The sequence below is a fragment of the Jannaschia maritima genome (assembly GCF_030973515.1).
Classification (GTDB): Bacteria; Pseudomonadota; Alphaproteobacteria; order Rhodobacterales; family Rhodobacteraceae; genus Jannaschia; species Jannaschia maritima.
The window spans coordinates 47,743-72,007 of sequence record NZ_JARGZA010000008.1 but is presented as its reverse complement, the minus strand read 5'-3'; the positions used below and the strand labels follow the sequence as shown (position 1 = coordinate 72,007).

Annotated in this window: 19 protein-coding genes; 11 read left to right on the top strand and 8 right to left on the bottom strand. The window is 71.3% G+C overall.

Annotation, left to right across the window (positions count from 1 at the left end; all coding sequences use genetic code 11):
• The first annotated feature begins 25 nt into the window (after positions 1 to 25).
• From P0084_RS09445 to P0084_RS09435, 3 genes are read left to right on the top strand one after another with little or no spacing between them, the layout of a single operon-like run.
• Positions 26 to 1,162 carry a dihydrodipicolinate synthase family protein gene (locus P0084_RS09445; RefSeq protein ID WP_308916591.1) on the top strand — a complete coding sequence of 379 codons (1,137 nt, stop codon included), beginning with the start codon at positions 26 to 28 and terminating at the stop codon, positions 1,160 to 1,162.
• Positions 1,159 to 1,983, top strand: coding sequence for a sugar phosphate isomerase/epimerase family protein (locus tag P0084_RS09440; RefSeq protein WP_308916590.1), 825 nt, complete (start codon positions 1,159 to 1,161; stop codon positions 1,981 to 1,983). The genes P0084_RS09445 and P0084_RS09440 overlap by 4 nt, the downstream gene beginning before the upstream one ends.
• 1 nt (position 1,984) lies before the next feature.
• The gene (locus P0084_RS09435; RefSeq protein ID WP_308916589.1) at positions 1,985 to 2,410 is read left to right on the top strand and encodes a GlcG/HbpS family heme-binding protein; all 426 of its coding nucleotides are present in this window, start codon (positions 1,985 to 1,987) and stop codon (positions 2,408 to 2,410) included.
• A 397-nt stretch (positions 2,411 to 2,807) separates the two neighbouring features.
• On the opposite strand, the gene P0084_RS09430 is transcribed toward P0084_RS09435, so the two are convergent.
• The 8 genes from P0084_RS09430 to P0084_RS09395 form a co-directional block, all read right to left on the bottom strand.
• Positions 2,808 to 4,406: a GMC family oxidoreductase gene (locus tag P0084_RS09430; protein ID WP_308916588.1), complete on the bottom strand. Its 1,599-nt coding sequence runs from the start codon at positions 4,404 to 4,406 to the stop codon at positions 2,808 to 2,810.
• 33 nt (positions 4,407 to 4,439) lie between these two features.
• Complete coding sequence (locus tag P0084_RS09425) at positions 4,440 to 5,552, bottom strand: ABC transporter ATP-binding protein (RefSeq protein WP_308916587.1); 1,113 nt, start codon at positions 5,550 to 5,552, stop codon at positions 4,440 to 4,442.
• Positions 5,553 to 5,555: 3 nt separating this feature from the next.
• Positions 5,556 to 6,437: a carbohydrate ABC transporter permease gene (locus tag P0084_RS09420; RefSeq protein ID WP_308916586.1), complete on the bottom strand. Its 882-nt coding sequence runs from the start codon at positions 6,435 to 6,437 to the stop codon at positions 5,556 to 5,558.
• Entirely contained in the window at positions 6,437 to 7,363 is a 927-nt protein-coding gene (locus P0084_RS09415; protein WP_459554089.1) for a carbohydrate ABC transporter permease, read from the bottom strand. Before P0084_RS09415 ends, P0084_RS09420 begins: the two co-directional genes overlap by 1 nt.
• A gap of 49 nt (positions 7,364 to 7,412) precedes the next feature.
• Positions 7,413 to 8,663, bottom strand: coding sequence for an ABC transporter substrate-binding protein (locus tag P0084_RS09410; protein ID WP_308916585.1), 1,251 nt, complete (start codon positions 8,661 to 8,663; stop codon positions 7,413 to 7,415).
• Positions 8,664 to 8,804: 141 nt separating this feature from the next.
• Positions 8,805 to 9,671, bottom strand: a complete 867-nt coding sequence (locus tag P0084_RS09405; protein WP_308916584.1) for a DMT family transporter — start codon at positions 9,669 to 9,671, stop codon at positions 8,805 to 8,807.
• 4 nt (positions 9,672 to 9,675) lie between these two features.
• Entirely contained in the window at positions 9,676 to 11,916 is a 2,241-nt protein-coding gene (locus tag P0084_RS09400; protein ID WP_308916583.1) for a PIG-L family deacetylase, read from the bottom strand.
• A gap of 13 nt (positions 11,917 to 11,929) precedes the next feature.
• Positions 11,930 to 13,099 carry an ROK family transcriptional regulator gene (locus tag P0084_RS09395; protein ID WP_308916582.1) on the bottom strand — a complete coding sequence of 390 codons (1,170 nt, stop codon included), beginning with the start codon at positions 13,097 to 13,099 and terminating at the stop codon, positions 11,930 to 11,932.
• 96 nt (positions 13,100 to 13,195) lie between these two features.
• Here P0084_RS09395 and P0084_RS09390 point away from each other — a divergent pair, with 96 nt between their 5' ends.
• The 8 genes from P0084_RS09390 to P0084_RS09355 all read left to right on the top strand — a co-directional run bounded on the left by P0084_RS09390 (position 13,196) and on the right by P0084_RS09355 (position 24,216).
• Complete coding sequence (locus P0084_RS09390; RefSeq protein WP_308916581.1) at positions 13,196 to 14,458, top strand: extracellular solute-binding protein; 1,263 nt, start codon at positions 13,196 to 13,198, stop codon at positions 14,456 to 14,458.
• Positions 14,459 to 14,575: 117 nt separating this feature from the next.
• Positions 14,576 to 15,463, top strand: a complete 888-nt coding sequence (locus tag P0084_RS09385; RefSeq protein WP_308916580.1) for a carbohydrate ABC transporter permease — start codon at positions 14,576 to 14,578, stop codon at positions 15,461 to 15,463.
• Between the two features lies 1 nt (position 15,464).
• Entirely contained in the window at positions 15,465 to 16,355 is an 891-nt protein-coding gene (locus P0084_RS09380) for a carbohydrate ABC transporter permease (protein ID WP_308916579.1), read from the top strand.
• A 109-nt stretch (positions 16,356 to 16,464) separates the two neighbouring features.
• Complete coding sequence (gene argH, locus P0084_RS09375) at positions 16,465 to 17,946, top strand: argininosuccinate lyase (RefSeq protein WP_308916578.1); 1,482 nt, start codon at positions 16,465 to 16,467, stop codon at positions 17,944 to 17,946.
• Positions 17,947 to 17,951: 5 nt separating this feature from the next.
• Positions 17,952 to 18,980: an ABC transporter ATP-binding protein gene (locus P0084_RS09370; protein ID WP_308916577.1), complete on the top strand. Its 1,029-nt coding sequence runs from the start codon at positions 17,952 to 17,954 to the stop codon at positions 18,978 to 18,980.
• Between the two features lies 1 nt (position 18,981).
• On the top strand, positions 18,982 to 19,851 hold the full coding sequence (locus tag P0084_RS09365; protein ID WP_308916576.1) for a carbohydrate kinase family protein: 870 nt from the start codon (positions 18,982 to 18,984) through the stop codon (positions 19,849 to 19,851).
• A gap of 97 nt (positions 19,852 to 19,948) precedes the next feature.
• Complete coding sequence (locus tag P0084_RS09360; RefSeq protein ID WP_308916575.1) at positions 19,949 to 21,097, top strand: efflux RND transporter periplasmic adaptor subunit; 1,149 nt, start codon at positions 19,949 to 19,951, stop codon at positions 21,095 to 21,097.
• Positions 21,094 to 24,216 (top strand): efflux RND transporter permease subunit, encoded by a 3,123-nt coding sequence (locus tag P0084_RS09355; RefSeq protein WP_308916574.1) that lies wholly within the window; start codon positions 21,094 to 21,096, stop codon positions 24,214 to 24,216. The genes P0084_RS09360 and P0084_RS09355 overlap by 4 nt, the downstream gene beginning before the upstream one ends.
• Positions 24,217 to 24,265: the final 49 nt, after the last annotated feature.

Genomic DNA, 24,265 nt, shown 5'->3' with positions numbered 1-24,265 from the left:
ATTCCGCGAACCACGGCAGGACCCCATGCAAATCGCCCTTCCCGACGCCACCGGCACCCTGTCCCCCCATGCGCTGACGGGCACGCCGATCCCGCCCACCCCGCTGGGCCCCGACCCCGCGCGGACCTGCTTTTCCGCCGCGCACGTGGTCGCCGACCCGTTCGCCGACGACATCCGCGCGATCGACTGGGACGCGACGATGGCCTTCCGCCGCCACCTGCACGGCCTGGGCCTGGGCATCGCGGAGGCGATGGACACCGCGCAGCGCGGCATGGGGCTCGGCTGGCCGCAGGCGCTGGAGCTGATCCGCCGCACCCGGGCGGAACTGCCCGACGCGCTGGTGTTCAACGGCTGCGGCACGGACCACCTGGACCCCGCCGAGGCGCGGACCACCGACGACGTGCGCCGCGCATATGCCGAACAGGTGGAGGCGATCCAGGCGGCGGACGGCCGCATCGTCCTGATGGCGTCGCGCGCCCTGGCCCGCGTCGCCACGTCCCCCGACGACTACGCCGCGCTCTACGGCGACGTCCTGGCCGGATGCGACCGTCCCGTCATCCTGCACTGGCTGGGCGCGATGTTCGATCCCGCGCTGGCGGGCTATTGGGGCACGGACGATTTCGGAACCGCGCTCGACACCGTGGTCGGCATCATCGAGGCGAACAGGGCCAAGGTCGACGGCATCAAGATCAGCCTCCTAGACGCGGACAAGGAAGTCGCGCTGCGCCGCCGCCTGCCCGCGGGCGTCAGGATGTATACAGGCGACGACTTCAACTACCCCGAGCTGATGCAGGGCGACGGCGAAGGCCACAGCCACGCGCTCCTGGGGATCTTCGATCCGCTGGCCGTCGCGGTCGGACGGGCCGTGGATCAACTGGGCCGGGGCGACGTGGCGGGCTTCCGCGCGACGCTGGACCCCACCGTGCCCCTGGCCCGGCACGTGTTCCGCGCGCCCACGCGGTTCTACAAGACGGGCGTCGTGTTCCTGGCCTGGCTGAACGGACACCAGGACCATTTCGTCATGATCGACGGCGCGCAGGGCAAGCGGCCCCTGCCCTACTTCGCCGACGCGTTCCGCATGGCCGATGCCTGCGGGCTCCTGGCCGATCCCGACCTCGCGGTGGACCGGATGAACCGCCTCCTGCGGATGCACGGGCTGTGATCGCCCGCACCCGGCTGGCGCTGAACACCGCGACGCTGGGGCACAACCTGCCCGGCCACGGCGCGGGCTGGCCGGTCGAGCGCGTGATCGACGCCTGCGCCGGACGCGGCTTCGGCGGCATCGTCTTCTGGCGGGGCGAACTGGCGGGCCGCGCGCGGGCCGTGGGCGAGCGCGCGCGCGCCGCGGGCCTGCGCGTCGACGGGCTGTGCCGCACCCCCTATCTCACCGGCCCGGACGCCGCGTCCGACGACGACCTGCGGGCCGCCGTCGACGACGCGGCCGCCCTGGGGGCGCCCGTGCTGACCGTCGTCACCGGCGGGACGGAGACGGGCACCGTCGGCCTGCAGGCCAGCCGCGCGCGCCTGGCGGACCGCCTGGCCGGCCTGGCGGAGCACGCGGGCGGCGCGGGCGTGCGCCTGGTGCTGGAGCCGCTGAACCCGATGTTCGGGGGGAACCGCACGGTGATCTTCACGATCGCCGACGCCCTGTCGGTGTGCGAGGCATCGGGCGTGCCGGACCTGGGGATCGCGGTGGACGTCTATCACGTCTGGTGGGACGGAACCCTCGCCGCGTCCTGCGCCGCCGCGGGCGGGCGCATCGCGGGTCTGCACCTGTGCGACTGGATGCGCGACACGTCGGACATGCTGCTCGACCGGGGCATGATGGGCGACGGCGTCGCCGACATCCCCGCCATCCGCGCCGCCACCGAAGGCGCGGGCTACACCGGCCCGGTGGAGGTGGAGGTGTTCTCGCGTCGCTGGTGGGCCGCGGATCCCGGCCATGTGCTCGACACGATCGTCGAACGCCTGCCAGGGTGCTGACATGGACCTGACCCACGCCCCCCCGACCGTCACCTACGACGCCGCCGCGGCGCTCGTCGCCGCCGCCCTGCGTCACGCCCGCGCGCGGGGCTGGTCCGTGGCCGTCGCCGTGGTGGACCCGAACGGCGACGTGATCGCCGCGGCCCGGCCCGACGGCGTGCGCCCCACGACGCTGCGCATGGCCACCGACAAGGCCGTGACGACCACGCTGGGCAAGACGACCCTGGCCTTCATGGAACGGATGCGCGACCCCGCCCTGGCGGGCGGCCTGTCCAGCCGCACCGACCTCCTGGCCTGGGAGGGCGGGCAGCCCATCCGCCTCGACGGCACGCTGGTTGGCGGCATGGGCGCGTCCGGCGCATCGGGCCACCAGGACGCCGAATGCGTCGCCACCGCGCTGGCCGAGTTGGGCTTCGACCCGGCCTGACGCGGCCGACGCCCGCCCCCGCCGATGCCCCCGCCCGAACGCCGCCCGCCCGCGCGGACCGCTGGACGCCGCCGCCCGCTCGGAACGGCGCGGCACCCACAACGCCGCCTCGAGACGGTGCCTTCGCCTATGTACCGGGGGTGTGCGGGGGGCGAAGGACCGGTCCCGCAGGGACGGGTCGATCCGGGGGATAGCTGAGGTCCGCAGCGCGGTCCACCATAGTGGACCGCCGGACACCGCCCCCTGTGTCGGAACGGTTCTGCATACCCCAACGCCGACCCCGGACGGTGCCTCGCGTATGTACGGGGGGTGTACAGGGGGTGTACGGGGGGTGCACACCCTGCGTGGTGCCGAAAACGGGAAGACGTTCCGCCCGCTCCGTGCCTGGCGAATCGGGTCAGTTGGGCGGGACCACCGCGGCGGGCAGCGGCTCCAGCCCCCGGATCAGGTCGGCCCCCTTCTCGCCCACGGCCAGGGTGGGCGCGTTGGTGTTGGACGACGGCACCCGGGGCATCACGCTGGCGTCGCAGACCCGAAGCCCCTCGATCCCCCGCACCCGCAGCGCGGGGTCCACGACCGCCGCGTCGTCCACCCCCATCCGGCATGTCCCCGCAGGGTGGTGGTCGGTCTTGGCGGCGCAAACGGCATACTCCATCACCTCCCGTTCCGACGCCCCGGCGCCGGGCAGGACCTCGCGCCGCACGAAGGGGGCCAGGGCGGGCTGGGCCATGATCTCGCGCGCCATCTCCAGCCCGCGCAGGGACATGGCGCGGTCGTGCGGATCCGCCCAATAGTTCGGGTCGATCAGGGGCGGGGCGTCGGGGTCCGCATCCAACCGGACCGTCCCCCGCGACCGTGGCCGCAGATAGGCGGAGTTCAGCGTGACCCCGTGCCCCGACAGTGCCTCGATCCCCTTCTCGATCCCCGACCCCTGGCCCAGGTGGAACTGGATGTCGGGCGACGGGGCGCCGTCCTCCGCGTACCAGAACCCCCCCGTCTCGAACAGCGACGCGGTCACGGGGCCGGTCCGGGTCAACAGGTATTGCAGCCCAGCCCGCGCGGCCCGGTCCCAGCGATCCATCCCGTCATAGGTGTGCGCCCCCGTGCATTCCGCGATGGTGCACAGGTCCAGGTGGTCCTGCAGGTTCTCGCCCACGCCCGGCAGGTCGTGGACGACGGCCACGCCCCTTTGCCGCAGATGGTCCGCGGGACCGATGCCCGACCGCATCAGCAGCCAGGGCGAGCCGATGGCCCCCGCCGCCAGGACCACCCCGCGCCCGGCGCGAACGGGGCCGTCCGCCGTCTCGACCCCCACCGCGCGGCGCCCCTCCACCATCACGCGGCGGACGGCGACGCCCGTGCGCACGGTCAGGTTCGCCCGGCCCTCCGCGGGGACAAGGAAGGCCCGCGCCGCGGAGCTGCGTCGCGCGTCGCGCTGCGTCAGCTGATAGAACCCGCACCCCGCCTGCCGCACCCCGTTGAAGTCGGGGTTGTAGGGCATCCCCCAGTCCTGGGCGGCCCGCAGGAACGCATCGCAAATGGGCAGGGCCCCGCGGGGCATCGAAACCCCCAGCGGCCCCGTCCCCGAATGATAGGCGTTCGAGAACCGTTCGTTCCCTTCCGACCGCCGGAAATAGGGCAGCACCTCCCGGTAGCTCCAGCCCTCGCATCCCGCCGCGGCCCAGGCGTCGTAGTCCCCCGCATGCCCCCGGGTGTAGATCTGCGCGTTGATCGACGACCCGCCGCCGATTACCTTCGCCTGCGTATAGTTCAGCCGCCGCCCGCCCAGGTGGCGCTGCGGCACCGTCTGCCAGCCCCACGACCCCAGCCCCTTCGTCATCTTCGCGAAGCCCGCGGGCATGTGATACAGGGGGTTGCGGTCCCTCGGGCCGGCCTCCAGCAACAGCACGCTGACGTCGGGCTCCTCCGACAGGCGCGCGGCCAGGACGCAGCCCGCCGATCCGCCGCCCACGACGATGTGGTCGTATTCGGTCACGTCGTGGCCCCCCTGCCCGCCCGGCCGCCCGCGTCAGCCGATCCGCATCTCCGTGTCCGGGTCGAAGGCCGTCGCCTTCTCCATGTTCACCGTCAGGGGCACCGTCTCGCCCGCGCGCACGTCGGCATCCGCGCGCAGACGGGCGATGCAGTCCCGCCCCCCCAGCGCCAGCGTGACGAAGGTGTCCGCGCCCGACGGCTCCACCACGTCGATGCGTGCCTCGATCCGTTCCAGGGCGTTCGACCCGCGGTCGGCCCCGTCGGGATCGGTGATCGCCTCCGGTCGGATGCCCAGCACGATCCGCCGCCCGTCCCGCGCCCGCAGGGCGTCCGCCCCCCGCGTCAGGGCCAGCGACACGGGCCCGCCGGGCGCGTCGACCTCGGCCGCGACGCGCCCGTCCGCCACCCGCACGGTCGCGGGCAGCAGGTTCATCGATGGCGACCCCATGAAGGCCGCCACGAACAGGTTCGCCGGGTCGTCGTAGATCTCCTTTGGCGTGCCCAGCTGTTGCACGTAGCCTCCGTTCATCACTGCGATCCGCGTGGACAGGGTCATCGCCTCGATCTGGTCGTGGGTGACGTACACGATGGTCGTGCCCAGCGTCTGATGCAGCTTTTTGATCTCGGTGCGCATGTCGACGCGCAGCTTGGCGTCCAGGTTGGACAACGGTTCGTCGAACAGAAACACGTCCGGGTCGCGCACCAGGGCCCGGCCCATCGCGACCCGCTGCCGCTGCCCGCCCGACAGCGCGCCGGGCTTGCGGTCCAGCAGGGGCTCGATCTGCAGGAGCTTGGCCACCTTCCCCAGCGCGGCCTGCCGCTCCGCCTTGGGGGTGCCGTGCATCTCCAACCCGAAGGTGATGTTCTGCGCCACCGACATGTTCGGGTAGAGGGCGTAGGACTGGAACACCATTGCGATGTTGCGTTTGGACGGGTGCACCCCGTTCATGGTGCGCCCCTTGATCGAGATCTCGCCCGAGGTGATGTCCTCCAGCCCCGCGATCATGTTCAGCAGCGTGGACTTCCCGCAGCCCGACGGTCCGACCAGGACCAGGAACTCCCCCTCCTGGACGGAGATGTCGACGTTGTGCAGCACCTCCACGGCGCCATAGCTCTTGGTCGCGTTGTCGATGTCGAGAAAGCCCATGGGTCAGCCCTTGACGCTGCCGGCCATCAGGCCGCGCACGAAGTATCGGCCCGCCACGACATAGACGAGCAGGGTGGGAAGCGCCGCCAGGATCGCGCCCGCGAAGTGGACGTTGTACTCCTTCACGCCCGTCGACGACTGCACCAGGTTGTTCAACGCCACAGTCATCGGCTGGCTGTCGGCATCCGCGAAGGACGCCCCGAACAGGAAATCGTTCCAGATGTTCGTGAACAGCCAGATCACGCACACCACGACGATCGGCCCCGAAGACGGCAACATGATGCGCCAGAAGATCTGGAAGAATCCCGCCCCGTCGATCTGCGCCGCGCGCACCAGTTCGGTCGGGAACGCGGCATAGTAGTTGCGGAAATAGAGGGTGGCGAAGCCGATCCCGTACACGACGTGAACCAGCACCAGCCCCGATGTGGTGCCCGCGATGCCCGCCAGCCCCAGGACCCGGGCCATGGGGATCAGCACCATCTGGAACGGGATGAAGCACGAGAACAGCATCAACCCGTAGAAGACCTTGTCGCCCCGGAACGACCACTTGGTCAGGACGTACCCGTTCAGCGCCCCCAGCACGGTCGCGATCGCGACCGCGGGGACGACCATCTTGATCGAGTTCCAGAAGTACGGCCGCAGCCCTGTCGGCTCCACCCCGATCTGGGCGGTGGACCAGGCGGACAGCCAGGGCGCGATGGTCCAGTCCGACGGCAGCGCCATCATGTTCCCGCCCGTGATCTCGCCCAGGGGCTTCAGCGAGTTCGCCCCCATCACGAACAGCGGCAGCAGATAGAACAGCGCGAACAGCAGCAGGAACAGGTAGATCCCCGCGCGCGCCACGCGACCCGTGCGGATGGCGGTGTCGGAGGACGCCGCGGCCATCAGCGACGCTCCCGCAGTTCGGCATAGAGATAGGGGACCATGATCGCCGCGATGGTCAGCAGCATAATGACGGCGGAGGCGGCGCCGATGCCCATCTGGTTCCGGCTGAACGTGTAGGAGTACATGAACGTCGCGGGCAGCTCGGTCGCCCGGCCCGGCCCCCCGCCCGTCAACGCGACGACCAGGTCGTAGGACTTGATCGCCAGGTGGCTGAGGATGACGAAGGCCGACAGGAAGGCGGGGCGCAGCTGCGGGATGATGATGCGCCGGTACAGCTGCCAGTTGGACGCGCCGTCCATCTGCGCGGCCTTCAGGATCTCGTTGTCGATGCCCCGCAGGCCCGCCAGGAACATCGCCATGGTGAAGCCGGACGACTGCCAGACGGCGGCCAGCACGACCGTGTAGATCGCGAAGTCCCGGTTCTTGATCCAGTCGAAGGCGAAGCTTTCCCAGCCCCACAGCTGCATCGTGTTCTCGATCCCGATTCCGGGATCCAGGATCCACTTCCACGCGGTGCCCGTCACGATGAAGGACAGGGCCATGGGATACAGATAGATCGGGCGCAACAGCCCTTCGCCGCGGATCTTCTGGTCCAGGAAGATGGCCAGCGCCAGGCCGATGGCCGTGCAGATCGCGATGTAGAGGCCCGCGAACACGGCCAGGTTCGTGACCGCGATGGTCCAGTGCGACAGGCGGAACAGCTTTGAATAGTTCTCCAGCCCCACCCAGTCGTAGGAGGGCAGGATCCGGCTGTCGGTGAACGACAGGTACAAGGTGAAGGCGATGAACCCATAGACGAACACGAAGATCAGCGCGACCGACGGGCTTAGCACCAGCTTGGGAATCCAGCCTTGCAGGCGCGTGCGCATGTCGGCGGCGCGCTTGGGCGTCACGACCGGACGCACCTCCGCGTTGGCCAGGCTCATGGCGTTCCCCCCGGAAGGCGGGGCGCCCCGAAGGACGCCCCGACGTGGATCACTGGGCGATCTCGACGGCGGTCACCATCTCCTCGACGGCGGTCTCGCTATCGAACTCGCCGTTGAAGTGGGCCGTGATGACGTCGAACATGGCGTTCTTCACCGCGGCGGGCGCCGCATGGCCGTGCGCCATCGAGCCGAACAGGTTGCCCGACTCGTTGGCCGCAGCCAGATCGGCCATCGCCTTCTTGCCGCAGGCGTCGAACGCCTCGTCGGACACGTCCGTGCGCGCCGGCGCGGACCCCTTCACGACGTTGAAGGCCGACTGGAACTCCGGAGACAGGATCGCCATCGCCAGGGCCGCCTGCTCCGGGGACACCTCGCCGTCCTGGTCGAACATCATGAACTGGTCGGCGTTGAACGTGACCTGATCCTGCGTGCCCGGGAACCGGAAGCAGGCGAAGTCCTCGCCCGCGGTCAGGCCCGCGTTCACGAACTCGCCCTTGGCCCAGTCGCCCATCATCTGGAACCCGGCCTCGCCGTTGATGACCATGGCCGTCGCCAGGTTCCAGTCCCGGCCGGAGAAGTTGTCGTCCACGTTCTCTCGGATGAACGCCATCCGGTCGAACGCCTCGCGCATCGTGTCCGAGCCCAGGACCTCGGGATCGAGGTCGATGAACGCGGCCTCGTAGAACTCCGGCCCGCCGGTCGACATGGCGACCGCGTCGAACACGGTCGCGTCCTGCCACGCCTGCCCGCCATGGGCGATGGGGGTGATGCCGGCGGCCTTCAAGGTCTCGACGGCGGCGGTGAACTCCTCCCAGGTCGTGGGGATCTCGATGCCGTTCTCCTCCAGCACCGCGGTGTTGGCCCAGACCCAATTGGTCGAATGGACGTTGACCGGCGCGGACACCCATTGGCCGTCCGACTTGGCGAACGCCTTCAGCGCCTCGGGCACCACGTCGTCCCAGCCCTGTTCCGCGGCGACCGCGTTCAGGTCGGCCAGCGCGCCCTGGTCGGCCCAGTCGAGGATGTCGAAGCCCAGGGCCTGCACCGCGGTCGGCGCGTTGCCGGCGGTCACGCGCGCGCGCAGCACAGTCATCGCCTGCTCGCCGCCGCCGCCCGCGACGGGCATGTCGGTCCAACCGATGCCCTGCCCTTCCAGATCTTCCTTCAGGACGTTCAACGCCGCGGCCTCGCCGCCGGACGTCCACCAGTGCAGCACTTCCACGTCGCCCGAATGGCCGTCCGCGAAGGCCGCGAAGGGGGCCGCGGTCAGCGCCACCGTCGTCGTAAGAATCCGGATCATGTCGTCCTCCCGTTTGTTGTAACCGGATGGTTACAACATCTGCCGGTCCTGCCAAGTCCGATCAGCCGGCCGGAGGTCGATTCGTCCGGTCCGCGCGCCACGCATGCGGCTCGATCCGCCCACGTCACCGATCCGCCCACGTCATCGATCCGCCCCCCGCCCCCGCACGGGCCGCGCGAGCCAACCCGCGAACAGGATCGCCGCGGCGCCGGGCCAGAACGCCGGCGCGGGCCATTCGCCGAACACGGCCCACCCGATCGCGGTCGTCAGCACGAACCCGGCATAGCCCGCGATGGCCAGCCGCCCCGCCGTCGCGAATCGGTGCGCGCGCAGGAAGCAGAACTGCGCGCCCTGCGCGAACAGCCCCACCGCCAGCAGGACGGGCCACAGATCCGCACTCACCGGCCGCCACGCCGCCAGGGCCGGTCCGGCCGTCGCCAGGGCCAGCCCCGCGGTGTAGGCCGTCATCAGGACCACGGGCGGCTGGTCGTTCAGCTTGCGCGTCACCACGATCGCACCCGTCCCGCACAGCACCGTCACCGCCATGGCCAGAAGCGCCGGATCGGGGGTCGCCGTGGGCCCCACCGCCACGACCACACCCGCTAGGCCCAGAAGGGCTGCGGCCCACCGTCGCGGGGTCGCGGGCTCCGCCAGGAACAGGGCGGCCATGGCGATCATCACCAGGGGTCGGGTGAAGTTCATCGCGGTGAACAGGGCGAAGGGCAGGCGCGCGACCGCATGGAAGCTGGCGGTCAGCGTCACGGCGGACAGGGCGATCCGCAGCAGATGCAGGCCCGGACGGCGGGCGCGGCGGAACTCGGCCCGCGACCACGCGATCCATGGCACCATCAGCGCCAGCCCCACGGCGGCGCGAAGGAAGACCAGCTGCCACGCCGACAGCTCCGCCCCCGTCGCCTTGACGATGGTCAGCGCCCAGACGTTCAGCCCTATATCCGCCAGCAGCCATGCGACGCCCCGCCATTCGCCCGGCGGGGACCGCCCGCTCACCGCCTCAGCGCCGGGGCGCGCACAGGTTCGCCATCAACCGGAACGCCCCGGGGACCAGCCGCTCCATCTGATGGTGCAGGATCAGCGCGCAATGCGCGTGCCGCCCCCGGCCCACGTCGCCGGACACGAGCGCGCCCTCCAGCGGCGCCTCGCCCGGATCGGACATCGACAGCAGCGGCCGGTACGCCCCGTCCCAGGACGACGCGAAATAGAGGCCGCGCTCCTTGTCCCACCCGGCCCAGTCGTCCGGCCCGATCGGGTTCGGCCCCGTCAGGACGGGGTGGTCCGGAGCCAGATGCGTGACCGCCGCCTCCGGGTCCGTCACCCGCCAGCGAAGGGACGGCTGCCCGATCTCCAGCCGTGCGGGCATGGCGGTCGGGTCCCAATCGTCCCAGGGCCGGTGGTACAGCGTGACCAGGGTGCCACCCGCCCGGACCCAGTCGGATATGGCCCGCATCCGCGCCGACAGGCCCGGGCGGAAGCGCAGGGCGAAGATCCCCAGGACCAGCGTGTCCACCCCCGGCAGGCCCGCATCCAGCAGCGCGTCGTCGGCCTCCACCACGTCGGCCCCCAGGCGGCCCAGCCAATGCGCCACCCTGTCCCGCCCGGCGGAGGCGACGGCGATCCGCGCGTCCGGAAGAAGGACGTCCAGCACGGCGATGCGCAGGATCGCGGGCATGGCCAGCACGCGCGGCGGCACGTGCGGCGCCTGCACCGGCGTCACCACGGCGGCGGGCGCGCCGTCCCGAAGGACCGGTATCCCGACGGCGCCCGCCGCGTCCGACGGAGGATGGAGCGCGCCCGCCGCGTGACGCCATCCCGGGGGCAGATCCAGCGCGGCGCCCGCAGGCGAAAGGACCACGGGCGTGGCCGCATCCGACCCAGCAGCGCGGTTCAGGATCTGCGCGGGCGGATCCAGCGCCACCCCGTCCGGCCGGGCCGCGACGGTCCGGTCCAGCGGCAGGGCCACGGCGACCGCCTGTCCCGCCACGCGGGCGGTGACCGCCAGTGCCGGGCTCGGCGGGTCCAGGGGGTCGTAGCGCATGGCATAGGCCGCCGGACGGTGGCCCGCCACGGGCGCGCCATCCGCCCATCCGTCGGGCCACGCTACCGAGACCGTCACGTCCGTCGCGATCCCGTCGTGCCGGTCCACCGCGACGGCGACCCGCTCGCCCGGCGCCGCGAAGGACCGGTCGGCCGCGCCCCGCACCTCCGCGCCGGAGGCCAGCCACAGCGCCCGCATCGCCTGCGCGCGCTTGCGGTCCAACCGGTGGGCGTGGGGCCCGCCCTCCGGCAGGGCGGCCAGGCCGCGGGCCAGCGCCGCGGCGACCGCCCCGCCGTCCGGGAACGCCATGCGCGCTTCCTCGAACGCCGCCATCGCAGCCCCCGCGCCGATGTCGGACAGGTCGGCGGGCAGGCCGTCCGTGATCGCCCCCTCCCGTCCCCCGCCGACCCGGTGCAGCGGAAAGGCGCCGCCCTCGTTCCCGGTCCACCGGCCCATGCCCTGCGTCCGGTGCATGGCGCGGCTGTGCTGTCCCATCCGCGCCCAGGGCCAGCCGGTGACGGGGCATCGGCCGCCGCCATCGACCGCCACGGTGGCGGGCGGCGGCGGAAGATCGTCGTCATAGGCCGTGCCCGCCCCGGACCATGCGGGCAGGTACAGCTTGGCCACCGTCCAGGGGTCGGTCCCGTCGACCGCGAAGGCCGGATCCGCGGCAAGGCCCATCACCTCGCCCGCGGCCCAGGTCATCGCGCGGTGGTGTCCATGCTGGCCCGGCACGTCCAGGAAGGTCGGGCACAGGATGTCGGGCCTGGCCTCGCGGACCGCGCGGACGAACCGCCGCAGCGTGTGGTCGCGACCCCAACGCTCCAGCGTCTCCTCGCCCGACTTCGAGAAGCCGAAGTCCCGCATCGGGTCGTCCGGCCCCTCCCCCATCCACCACAGCGCCATGTCCAGGCGGTCGGCCGCGCGCTCCATCTCCGCCGTCCGCAGGACGCCCAGGGCCGCGCCCGATTCCCATCCGATGTCGTTCTGCCCCCCCTCGCCGCGGGTCGAGCAGACATAGGCTAGGTCGATCCCGTCGCGGAACCGCAGGGCGGCCAGCATGGCCGAGGTCTCGTCGTCGGGATGCGCGCCCGATTGCAGGAACCGCACGGGGCTGCGCAGGGCGGTCAGGACATGCCACAGCGTCACGAGGCGGGGCGCCGCGCGGTCGTCCTCCAGCCGGGCCTGATCGGGCGTCATCGATCGTCCACCGTCACGCGGCCAGGGCCGGAGTGAAGGCGCGCGACAGCATCAACGCGGCCCCGCCCCGCGCCGCCGCCATGCGCGAGCAAGTCCCGACCCGCAAGGGCGCCGTGGCGTCGGGGCGGCGCGACACGGTGGGCGACAAGGCGGTGGCGGCGATCACGTCGCGCAGCACGGGGGCGGGCATCGCGCCGCACAGCACCACGGTCCGGGGGTCGAGCATGTTCTCGATCAGCGTCAGGACGTGGGACAGCGCAGCCGCCGCGGTCGCGATCCATTCGCGCATCGCCCCGTCGCCGCGCGCGTGAAGGGCCGCCACCGCGTCCATCTCGCGCGCGTCGCGTCCCGATAGGCGCAGGTGGCGTTCGACCGATGCGCGCGACAGGGCGTGCTCCAACGGCACCGCGCCGCCTGCCGCGCCGGGTATGGGGATCTGCCCCACCTCGCCCGCGTTGCCGTGCGCGCCCAGGACCAGGCGCCCGTCCTGCACGATGCCCAGGCCCAGCCCCGTGCCGAAGTACAGGCACGCGAACGTGTCGATCCCCTCGGGCGCCAGGGCGATGCGCTCGGCCATGGCCGCGGCGTTGGCGTCGTTCTCGACCACCACGTCCAGATCCAGCATGTCGGCCAGGCGTGCGGCCGGGTCGGCGTCCTGCCAGCCCGGTAGGTCCGTCGCCTGTCCCGACAACGCCGTGCGACCGAACGGACCGGGCATGGCCACGCCCGCGCCCAGGACCCGGCCCCCTCCCGGCGGCACCGCGCTCAGAGCCGCGTCGCGCAGCGCACGCAGGGGGGCCGCCACCGCGTCCGGGTCGGCGGCCTCCACGGCCACGCGGCCCTGCCAGACGGGGCCGCCCCCCAGGTCCAGCAGCGTGGCCAGAAGCGCGGCGGGCCGGATCTCCACGCCCAGGGCATAGGCACCCGCGGGGTTCACCGCGTACTGGATCGCGGGAAGGCCCCGACGGCCCCGCGCGGCGCCCGCGGGACGCAGCAGCCCTTCCGCCTCCAGGTCCGCGATGATGTTGCTGACCGCCTGCGTCGTCAGGCCCGACCGGCGCGCGATCTCAGCCCGTCCCAGGGCGCCGCCCGCGTGCAGTTGGCCCAGCACCAGTTGCCGGTTGTGGTCCCGCGACCGGGCGGCGTTCGCGCCGCGGCGCGGATGGTCGGGAGCGGTGGTCATGCGGAAGCGATAGGGCAAGCCGCTTGACCGCTCAAGCGGTTTGAGCTTTGCATGGGTTCGACGCCCGCCCCGCGGGCCGCAGATGGGGAGAACGACATGACCACGAAGGCACGCATGGCCGCTCTGGCGGCAGGCACGGCGATCTGGGCCGCGGGCGCGTCCGCGCAGCAGGTCGAGATCGAGTACTGGCAGTACTTCTTCGACGCCCGGGTCGATGCGATGGAGCAGCTGATCGCGTCCTTCGAGGAGGCGAACCCCGACATCACCGTCACGATGACCACCTTTCCCTATGCCGACTACCGCACGAAGGTCGCCGCCGCGATCCCCGCGGGCGAGGGACCGGACGTGGTGCAGCTGTTCTATGGCTGGCTGAACGACTACATCGAGGCAGGGCTGATCCAGCCCCTGCCCGCCGATGCGTTCCCCGCCGACCGGATCGACGCGGACTTCTTCCCCATGGTCCAGGCCATGAAGGTCGACGGCGAGTACTGGGCCCTGCCCACCGCCGTGCGCTCGCTGGCGCTGTTCTACAACGAGCGCCTGTTCGAAGCCGCGGGCATCGACGGCCCGCCGGAAACCCTGGACGAGCTGGTCGAGGTCGCCGCCCAGCTGACCGAGCGGGACGGCGCGGGCAACATCACCCAGGTCGGCCTGACCGCGGGCATGACGGCGCAGGACCACCATTGGTTCAGGGAGGTCCTGGTCCGGCAGTTCGGCGGCCAACCCTATGCCGACGAGACGGCGCGCGAGGTCGCCTACGACTCCGATGCCGGGCGTCAGGCGTTGGAGTTCTACGTGGGTCTGACGGAGGGCGAGGACGCGGTGTCGTCTATCGGCTTCATGGACGAGCCGCAGGCCGCGTTCAAAGCCGGGCGGGCGGGCATGCACATCGACGGCAGCTTCCGCATCGGGTCGCTGGCCGACACGCGCGGCCTGAACTGGGGCGTGGCCGAGCTGCCCGCGGGACCGGACGGCACGCGGTCGAACTACAGCAGCTATTGGGTGAACGCGATCACCACGAAGGCGGAGGGCGAACGGTACGACGCCGCCGTCAAGTTCATGGAATACGTCACCTCCGACGAGGCGATGCAGGTCTGGCTCGACGTCGTGGGTGAGCTGCCCGCCAAGCCGTCGGTCGGCATGACGGACGAGAACGCCAACGATCCGGTCTATGGGCCGTTCATCCGCGGGCTGGAATACGCGAACACGACGCAGTTCGTGAACGAGAGCGCGCAGCGCGAGCAGATGGTTCAGATGGTCGAGCGCATCACCCTGGAAGGGCAGTCCGTCGCGGACAGCCTCACGCAGGCGGCCCAAGGCGAGCAGGCCATCCTGGACGAGGCCAACGCGACCAACTGACGATGCGGGGGTTCCGGCCCGCGTACCGTCGACCCCCGGCTCGACCGGGGGCCTCCCGCCGCGAGAGATCCCCGGGTCGAGCCCGGGGATGGACGCCGCAAGAAGGCTGGGCCGCCCATGTTCGCCAACCTGACCATCCGGCAGAAGCAGATCGCCTGGGCCTGGGCCTTCCTGGCCCTGCCGGTGCTGTTCTACGGCGTCATCCGGTTCTATCCGACGGGGAACGCGATCCTGATCTCGTTCCAGGACTGGAACCTCCTGGGCAGCCGCACCTGGGCGGGGTGGGAGAACTACGCCAAGCTGTGGAACGATCCGGTCTTCTGGAAGGTGTTCGTCAATACGTTCGAGTACCTGCTGATCGGAACGCCGCTGTCTCTGCTGATCTCGTTCGTGATCGCGTACCACCTGGACAAGGTGCGGTTCATGCACGGCTTCCTGCGGATGCTCTACTTCCTGCCGTTCATGACGTCGGCCGTCGCGATGGCCTGGGTGTGGCGCTGGTTCTATCAGCCGGTGCCGTCGGGGCTGTTCAACAAACTGCTCGCTTCGGTAGGCATCCCGCAGATCGAGTTCCTGAACTCGACCACCAACGCCCTGCCCGCCGTGCTGGCGCCCGCGATCTGGGCGGGCCTGGGCTTCCAGATCATCATCTTCATGGCCGGCCTGCGCGCGATCCCCACGACGTACTACGAGGCCGCGCGCGTGGACGGCGTCGGCTGGTGGACGCAGCTGACCCAGATCACCATCCCGCTCCTGCGTCCCACGATCGTGTTCATCGTCGTCTTCTCGTCCATCGGGTTCCTGCGGATCTTCGACCACGTCTTCAACATGACGACGAACAACCCGGGCGGTCCGCTCGACAGCACCAAGCCGTTGGTGCTGATGATCTATCAGACGGCGTTCACGTCGTTCGACATGGGATACGCCGCGGCGCAGACGGTGGTGCTGTTCCTGATCCTGCTGATCGTCAGCCTGGCGCAGCTTTGGATCCTGCGGAGCGACTGACATGGCCAGCCTGACCGACGTTCCCGCCCCCGCCAAGCCCACCACCGAAGGGCTGCTGCGGAACCCCACCGGGCGCGGGCCGCGCGGACACGGTCAGGCGGTGCGCTGGATCCTGCTGTTCCTGGGCGGCGTGCTGATGGTGATGCCGCTGGTCTACATGGTCAGCACGTCGCTGAAATGGCCGCACGAGGTCTATGACGTCAACCTGATCCCCGAAGAGCCGACGATCGAGAACTACACCTACGTGCTGGAGGACGGGCGCTTCTACGACTGGTTCGTCAACTCGCTCGTCATCGCCACCATCACCACGATCTCGAACGTCCTGTTCGACAGCCTGGTCGGCTACACGCTGTGCAAGTTCCGCTTCCCCGGTCGTCAGCTGGTCTTCATCGCGATCCTGTCCACGCTGATGATCCCGACCGAGATGCTGGTGATCCCCTGGTACTTGATGTCCCAGCAGTTCGGATGGCTCGACAGCTACTGGGGCATCATGTTCCCCGGCCTCATGACGGCCTTCGGGACGTTCCTGATGAAGCAGTTCTTCGAGTCCGTGCCGGACGACTTCCTCGAAGCCGCCCGCATCGACGGCCTGAACGAGCTGCAGATCTGGTGGACCGTCGCGATGCCCTTGGTGAAGCCCGCGCTGGCGGCCCTGGCGATCTTCGTGTTCCTGGGCAACTGGACGGCCTTCCTGTGGCCACTGATCGTGACCAACTCCGTCGAGCTCTACACCCTGCCCGTGGGCCTGTCCGGCTTCGGGGACGAGGTCGACGTCGCGTGGGAGCTGATCATGACCGGCGCGGCCATCTCGACCATCCCCACCCTCGTCGTGTTCCTGATATTCCAACGGTTCATCATCCGCGGCGTCGTGATGGCGGGGCTGAAGGGATGAGGGGCGGTCCGGCATCGCCGGATCGGACATGCCGGGGGCATGTCCGAAGCGACGAACGGTTGCGCGCAAGCGCGGCCGGACACAACAGCAAGTCCGAGTGGCTTTCCCCATGACCGACGCCCCCACCTTCCCCGACCCGACCTATCGGGACACGGTGCTGGCCCCCCTGTTCGAGGGGGTGAAGATCCATTTCGCCGACCACATGGATGCCATCGACCGCGCGCATCTGGTGATGCTGGTCGATACCGGCATCCTGTCGCGCGCCGACGGCGCCCGCATCGCCGCCGCCCTGCGCGGCATCGCGGCCGACCTGGACCGCGACGCGCAGACCTATACCGGTGCGCACGAGGACTGGTTCTTCCTCGTCGAGCACGAGCTGCGCGCGCGCCTGGGGGACCTGGGCGGCGCGCTTCACACGGCGCGGTCGCGCAACGACATCGACCACACGGTGTTCAAGATGGCCCTGCGCGACCGGACCGCGCGGACGCTGGCGCTGATCCACGCCCTGGCGGACCGGCTGCTGCGCATCGCCGACCGCGAACGGTCCACCCTGATCGTGGCCTACACCCATGGCCAGCCCGCGCAGCCGACGACCTGGGGCCACTATCTCTGCGCCGTGGCCGAGGTCCTCTTGCGCGACGCCCACCGCCTGTGCGAGGCGTGCGACGCCCTGGAACTGTGCCCCATGGGCGCGGCCGCGATCACCACGTCGGGCTTCCCCGTGGACCGCGCGCAGGTCGCGACCCTTCTGGGCTTCACGCGGCCCATGACCAACTCCTACAACTGCATCGCCTCCGTCGATTACGTTACGGGGCTCTATTCCGCTCTGAAGCTGATCTTCGTCCATCTGGGGCGGGTGGTGCAGGACATGGCGTTCTGGTCCGCGTTCGAGGTCGGGCAACTCCGGCTGTCGGACGCGCTGGTGCAGGTCAGCTCGATCATGCCGCAGAAGCGCAACCCCGTCCCGATCGAGCACATGCGCCATCTGGCCGCGATGACCGCCGGACGCTGCGACGCGGTCGTGGACACGATGCGCAACACGCCCTTCACCGACATGAACGACAGCGAGGGCGAGGTGCAGCAGGCCGGCTATGCCGCCTTCGCGGGCGGCGACCGGATGCTGGCGCTGATGGAGGCCGTGTTGCGGGGCGCGCGGATCGACGGCGCGCGCGTGCGGCGCAACGCCGACGCGGCCTGCGTCACCGTCACCGAGCTGGCCGACACGCTCGTGCGCGCCGAAGGGCTGACCTTCCGACAGGCCCATCACGTCGCGGCCCAGACGGCGCGCGCCGCGATCGCCCGCGGCGTGCCCCTGGGACAGGGGTTCGACGCCTTCGCCGACGCCTTCCGCGCGACGGCGGGACGCGACGCCGCCCTGGACCGCGACGCCTTCGCGGAGGCCGTCTCGCCGGACGCGTTCGTCGCCCGCCGGGACCGGCTGGGCGGCCCCGCCCCCGCCGCCCTGGCGGAGGCGCTGATCCGCTACCGCGAGGACCTGGACGTGCTGCGCGCCAACGCGCGCGCGCGCACCGACCGCCACGCGGAGGCCGCCGCCGCCCGGGCCGCGGCCTTCGCCGCATTGGAGGACTGACCGCCATGGCCGACATCGCCATCGCCGACCTGATCAAGCGCTACGGCGAGACGCAGGTCCTGCACGGCATCGACCTGGACATCCGCGACGGCGAGTTCGTGGTGCTGGTCGGCCCGTCGGGCTGCGGCAAGTCCACCACGCTGCGCATGATCGCGGGCCTGGAGGAGATCAGCGGCGGCACCGTGTCCATCGGGGGCCGGGTGGTGAACGACCTGGAGCCCAAGGACCGCGACATCGCGATGGTGTTCCAGAACTACGCGATCTATCCCCACATGACGGTCCGCAAGAACATCGGCTTCGGCCTGCGCGCCGCCCGGATGCCCCGCGCCGACAAGGAGCGCCGCATCGACGAGGTGGCGGCCCTTCTGGACATGACCGCGCTGCTGGACCGCAAGCCGTCGCAGCTGTCGGGCGGGCAGCGCCAGCGCGTCGCCATCGGGCGGGCCATGGTGCGCGACCCGGCCGTGTTCCTGTTCGACGAACCCCTGTCCAACCTCGACGCGCAGCTGCGCACCCAGATGCGGCTGGAGATCAAGAAGCTGCACCAGCGGGTCGGATCCACCATCGTCTTCGTCACGCACGACCAGGTGGAAGCGATGACCCTGGCCGACCGCATCGTCATCATGAAGGACGGCCACATCCAGCAGGTCGGCACCCCGGACGAGGTCTATCGCAGTCCCGCCAACACCTTCGTCGCCCGCTTCATCGGCGCGCCCAGCATGAACCTGCTCGATGGCGCGTCGCTGCCGCCGGGCACCGTGCCGCGGGCGTCGGACGGCGCGGTGCTCGTCGGCATCCGCCCCGACGACCTGCACCCCGTGACCGACGCCCCCCTGGTCGAGGGGCGCGTCACCGTGCGCGAGCCGCTGGGCCCCGACACGCTGATCTACGTCGACACGCCGTCGGGCGAGGTTGTGGCGAAGGCCGATGCCCGCACACCGCCCGCCGTTGGCGCCACCGTCCGGCTGGGTGCCGCCGCACAGGACCTGCACGTGTTCGACGCCGCCTCCGGCGCGGCCCTGCGCGTGGCCTGACATGGACGGCCGCGACGGGGACGGCGCCGTCTTGTGCGTCGGGCGGGTCTATGCCGACCTGATCTTCACCGGCCTGCCCCGTCCGCCGGAAGCGGGGCGCGAGGTGTTCGCGGACGGGCTGACCGTCGCGGCCGGCGGGGGCGCGGCGATCACCGCCGCATGGCTGGCCGCGCTGGGGCGGCGGACGCTGCTGGCCGCGCACCTTCCCGCGGCGCCCTTCGACGCCGCCGTGACCCGCGACCTGATCGCCGCGGGCGTCGACCTGTCCCCCTGCCGCCCCGCGACGGGGTCCGAGCCTCAGGTCACGGTGGCCCTGCCCCTGGATGGCGACCGCGCCTTCGTGACCCGCGCCCCCGGCCCCGCCATCCCGCCCCTGGATGCGGACGCCCTGCGCCGCGCGGGCGTCCGTCACCTCCACGTGGGCGAGCTGCGGACCCTGACCGACCACCCCGCCCTGCTCGACCTGGCCCGCGACCTCGGCGCCAGCCTGTCCGCCGATTGCGCCTGGGACGACGCGCCCGATCCCGGCTTCGCCGACCTCGTGCCCCGGCTGGACCTGTTCTTCCCCAATGCGGCGGAGGTCGCGCACCTGGCCGCGCGGGGCCTGGACCGCTGGCCCGCCGTCACGGCGGTCAAGCGCGGCGCGGACGGGGCCGAGCTGCGCCGCGGCGGGACGATCCTCGCCCGCCCCGCTCCCGCCCTGCACGCGGTCGACGCGACCGGCGCGGGCGACGCCTTCGACGCGGGCTTCCTCGATCGCTGGCTCGCGGGGGGCACCGACGCCGCCTGCCTGGAGGCCGGCATCGCCTGCGGCGCGCGGGCGGTGACGCGCGCGGGCGGCATGCCCCTGCCGGGTCCCGTCCCGGCCTGACCCGCCGCCCGTCCGCCCGGGCAAATTGACAGCGGCGCCCGCATCGTTAGGTCACGACCTGCCCCGGCATGGCGGGACGGCCGAACAGGGCGCACCGATGACCGATACCTCCGACGACACCTCCCGGCCGGACGCCTTGCGCTTCCGCGACGACCCGGGCGCGCGCCGATCCACCTGGATCGCGGGCCTGATCCTCGTGGCGGTCGTCGCTTGGATGGGGTCCGGCCTCGTCCTGCCCGGAAACGACCCGGACCCCGTCGTCGCGCGCGCCGACGCCCCCGCCCCCACGGCCGTCGCGGTCCGCCCCTCGGTGGCCGACGACGTCACGCTGACCTTCCGCGCCGAAGGGCAGGCCCAGCCCGATCGGGACACCGCGCTTCTGGCCGAAGCGTCCGGCGACGTGGCGGAGGTGCTGGTCGACAAGGGCCGGGACGTCGAGCGCGACCAGGTGATCGCCCGCCTGTCCACCACCCGGCTGGAGGCCGACCTCCGCCGCGCCGAGGGCGAGGCCGAGCGCGCCCAGCGGGAGTTCGACAACGCGTCCCAGCTTCTGGACCGCGGGGTCGCGACCGTCGATCGCGTGACCGACGCCCGCACCGCCCTGACCGCCGCCGAGGCCCAGGTGGCCGCCGCGCGCGAGGCGCTGGACGCCGCGCGGATCACCGCCCCCTTCGCCGGCCGCGTGGAAACGCTCAGCCTGGACGCGGGCGAGTTCGTGCAGGCCGGCACCCAGGTCGGGCGGATCGTGGACAACAGCCCCCTGACGGTCGCCATCCAGGTCCCCCAGCAGGCCCTGCAGCGCATCGAGAGCGGACAGCCCGCCGCCGTGTCCTTCATCACGGGCGAAACCGCGGAGGGCGAGGTCGCCTTCGTCGGCACGGCCGCGGCGTCCGAAACGCGCACCTTCCTCGTCGAGATCGAAGTCCCGAACCGCGACGGCGCCATCCGCGCCGGCATCTCGGCCGAGGTGACGATCCCCACCGGCCGGGCGCGGGCGCATTTCATCTCGCCCTCCATCGTGTCGCTGGGCCCCGAAGGGCGCATCGGCGTCAAGGCCGTGGAGGACGGGCGCGTCGCCTTCTATCCGGTGGAGGTCGTGCGCGCCGAGATCGAAGGGATCTTCGTCACGGGCCTGCCCGACGCCGTGGACCTGATCACGGTGGGCCAGGGCTTCGTGCGCGACGGCGAGGCCGTGACCCCCCAGCCGGAAACGGATCTGGCCGAACCCGCGGAGGTGGTGGAATGAACGCCCTGATCGACGCCGCCTTCTCGCGCACGCGAGTGGTGATCCTGGCCCTGGCGGTCATCCTGGCCGTGGGCGCGCTGTCCTATGCGTCCATTCCGAAGGAGGCCAACCCGGAGATCCCCCTCCCCCTGGTCTATGTCAGCACGACGCTCGACGGCATCAGCCCCGCGGACGCGGAACGCCTGCTGCTGGAGCCCATGGAGGCGGAGTTCGGGGGCATCGAGGATCTGGACACCATGTCCTCGGAGGCCGCGGAGGGCTTCGCCTCCGTGCAGTTGGAGTTCACGGCGGGCGGCGACATCGACGAGGCGCTGGACCGCGTGCGCGACGCCGTGGACCGCGTCGAGTCGGAGCTGCCGGCGGACGCGACCGACCTGAACGTGACCGAGATTAACACCGCCCTGTTCCCGATCGTCACGGCGGTCCTGTCCGGCCCGGTCCCCGAACGCACCCTCAACCGCTTGGCAAACGACGCGCAGGAGGCGCTGGAAGGCCTGCCCGGCGTCCTGGAGGTCGATATCGGCGGCGAGCGCGACGAGTTCCTGGAGGTCCTGATCGACCCCACCGTGTTCCAGACCTACGGCCTGTCCTTCGACGAGGTCGTGGCCCAGGTCCAGCGCAACAACCGCCTAATCGCCGCCGGCGCCATCGAGACGGGCGGCGGACGCATCGTCCTGAAGGTTCCCGGGCTCATCGAGGGGGTGGAGGACGTGATGGACCTGCCCATCAAGGTCCGTGGCGATGCCGTCGTCACCTTCGGCGACGTCGCCACCGTGCGCCGCGCCTTCGAGGATCCCGACGGCTTCGCGCGCATCGACGGCCAGCCCGCCCTGTCGCTGGAGGTCAAGAAGCGGTCCGGCGCCAACATCATCGAGACCGTGGCCGCCGTGCGCGCCACGGTGGCCGACCTGCGCGTCGATTGGCCCGAAAGCGTGCAGGTAACGTTCCTGCAGGACCAGTCGGAGGAGGTGCAGGACCTCCTGTCCGATTTGGAGGCCAACGTCATCGCCGCCGTGATCCTGATGATGATCGTGATCGTCTTCGCCCTGGGGCTGCGGTCGGCCATCCTGGTTGGCTTGGCGATCCCGGGGGCGTTCCTGGCGGGGGTCGTGGCGCTGTGGGCGATGGGGGCGACCATGAACATCGTCGTCCTGTTTAGCCTGATCCTGGTCGTCGGCATGCTCGTGGACGGCGCGATCGTCACGACCGAGCTGGCCGACCGCCGCCTGCAGGACGGGGCCACCCCGCGCGAGGCCTATGCCCAGGCCGCCAAGCGCATGGCCTGGCCCGTGATCGCGTCCACTGCGACCACGCTGTCCGTGTTCTTCCCGCTGCTGTTCTGGACGGGCATGGTGGGCGAGTTCATGAAGTTCCTGCCCATCACGGTGATCGTGACGCTGTTCGCCTCGCTCTTCATGGCGCTGATCTTCATCCCCGTCGTGGGCGGCGTGATCGGCCGCCGGCAGCCGCAGACCGCCGCTTCGCGCCGCGCGTTGCAGGCCGCGGAAGGGGGCGACCCGCGCGAGGTGGGCGGCCTGACGGGCGCCTACGTTCGCGTTCTGCAATGGGCCATCCTGCGCCCCGGCGCCACGCTCATGCTGGCGGTGGCCCTGCTGCTGGGGGCGTTCGCGACCTATGGGCAGTTCGGCCGCGGCCTGACCTTCTTCCCATCCGTCGAGCCGGAAGCGATGCAGGTCCAGATCCGTGCGCGCGACAACTTCTCGATCTGGGAGCGCGACGCCCTGGTCCGCGCCGTCGAGGCCCGCCTGCTGGACATGCCGGAGGTCGCGTCCGTCTATGCCCGCTCGACCATGAGCGCGGGGCAAGGCGACGAGGAGACGATCGGCACGATCCAACTGGACCTGATCGACTGGGACCGCCGGCGCACGGCGGACGTGATCGGCGGGGACATCCGCGACGCCGTCGCCGACATCGCGGGCATCGACGTGCAGGTCCAGACCGAGCAGGGCGGCCCCACCGCGGGCAAGCCGGTGCAGTTGCAGGTCCAGGCCCGCAGCCCGGACGCGCAGGCGCGAGCGGTCGAGGTCGTGCTGGCGCAGATGGAGCGGATCGGCGGGTTCACCGACGTCACCGACACGCGCCCCCTGCCCGGCGTCGAGGTGTCGATCCTCGTGGACCGGGAGGAGGCCGCGCGCTTCGGCGCCGATGTCAGCCTGCTGGGCCAGGCGGTGCAATTGCTGACCCAGGGGATCACGGTCGCCGACTACCGCCCCGACGACGCGGATGGTGCGCTTGACATCCGCGTGCGCTTCCCGCGCGACGACCGCAGCCTGGCGGAGCTGGGCGCCCTTCGCGTGCCCACCGCCGCGGGGCTGGTGCCGATCCAGAACTTCGTGACCTTCCTGCCTTCGGAGCGCGTCGGCGTGATCCGCCGCGAGGACGAGCGCCGCGTCGTCACGATCGAGGCGAACGTCGCGCCCGGCCTGCTGGTCGACCAGCAGGTCGCGGCCCTGTCCGGCGCCCTGGAGGGGGCCGACCTGCCGCCCGGCGCCACCTGGTCCTTCGGCGGCGAGGCGGAGGATCAGGCCGAGGCGATGACGTTCCTCGTGGGCGCGTTCGCGGCCGCGATCGGCTTGATGCTGGTGATCCTGGTGATCCAGTTCAACAGCTTCCTCCAGGCCTTCGTCGTGATGTCGGCCATCGTCTTCTCGGTCGCGGGCGTGCTGCTCGGCCTTCTCGTGACGGGGCGACCCTTCGGCGTGGTGATGGGCGGCATCGGCGTCATCGCGCTGGCGGGGATCGTGGTGAACAACAACATCGTGCTGATCGACACCTACAATGATCTGCGGCGAACGGGCCTCGACCCCCGCACGGCGGCGCTGCGCACGGGCGCGCAACGCCTGCGTCCCGTGCTGCTGACGTCCATCACGACCGCGTTGGGGCTGATGCCCATGGTGATCGGCGTGAATCTGAACTTCTTCACCCGCGAGGTGATCTACGGCGCCCCGTCCACGCAGTGGTGGACCGAACTGTCCTCGGCCATCGCGGGCGGCCTGGTCGTCGCCACGATCCTGACCCTGATCGTCACCCCCGCCATGCTGATGCTGGGCGAGAAGCGCTGGCTGCCCCGGCGGCGCGCGCCCGCGACGCCGGCCTAGAGCGTGGATCGGCGGATCGCGATCGTCGGAGGCGGGCGCAGCATTGCAT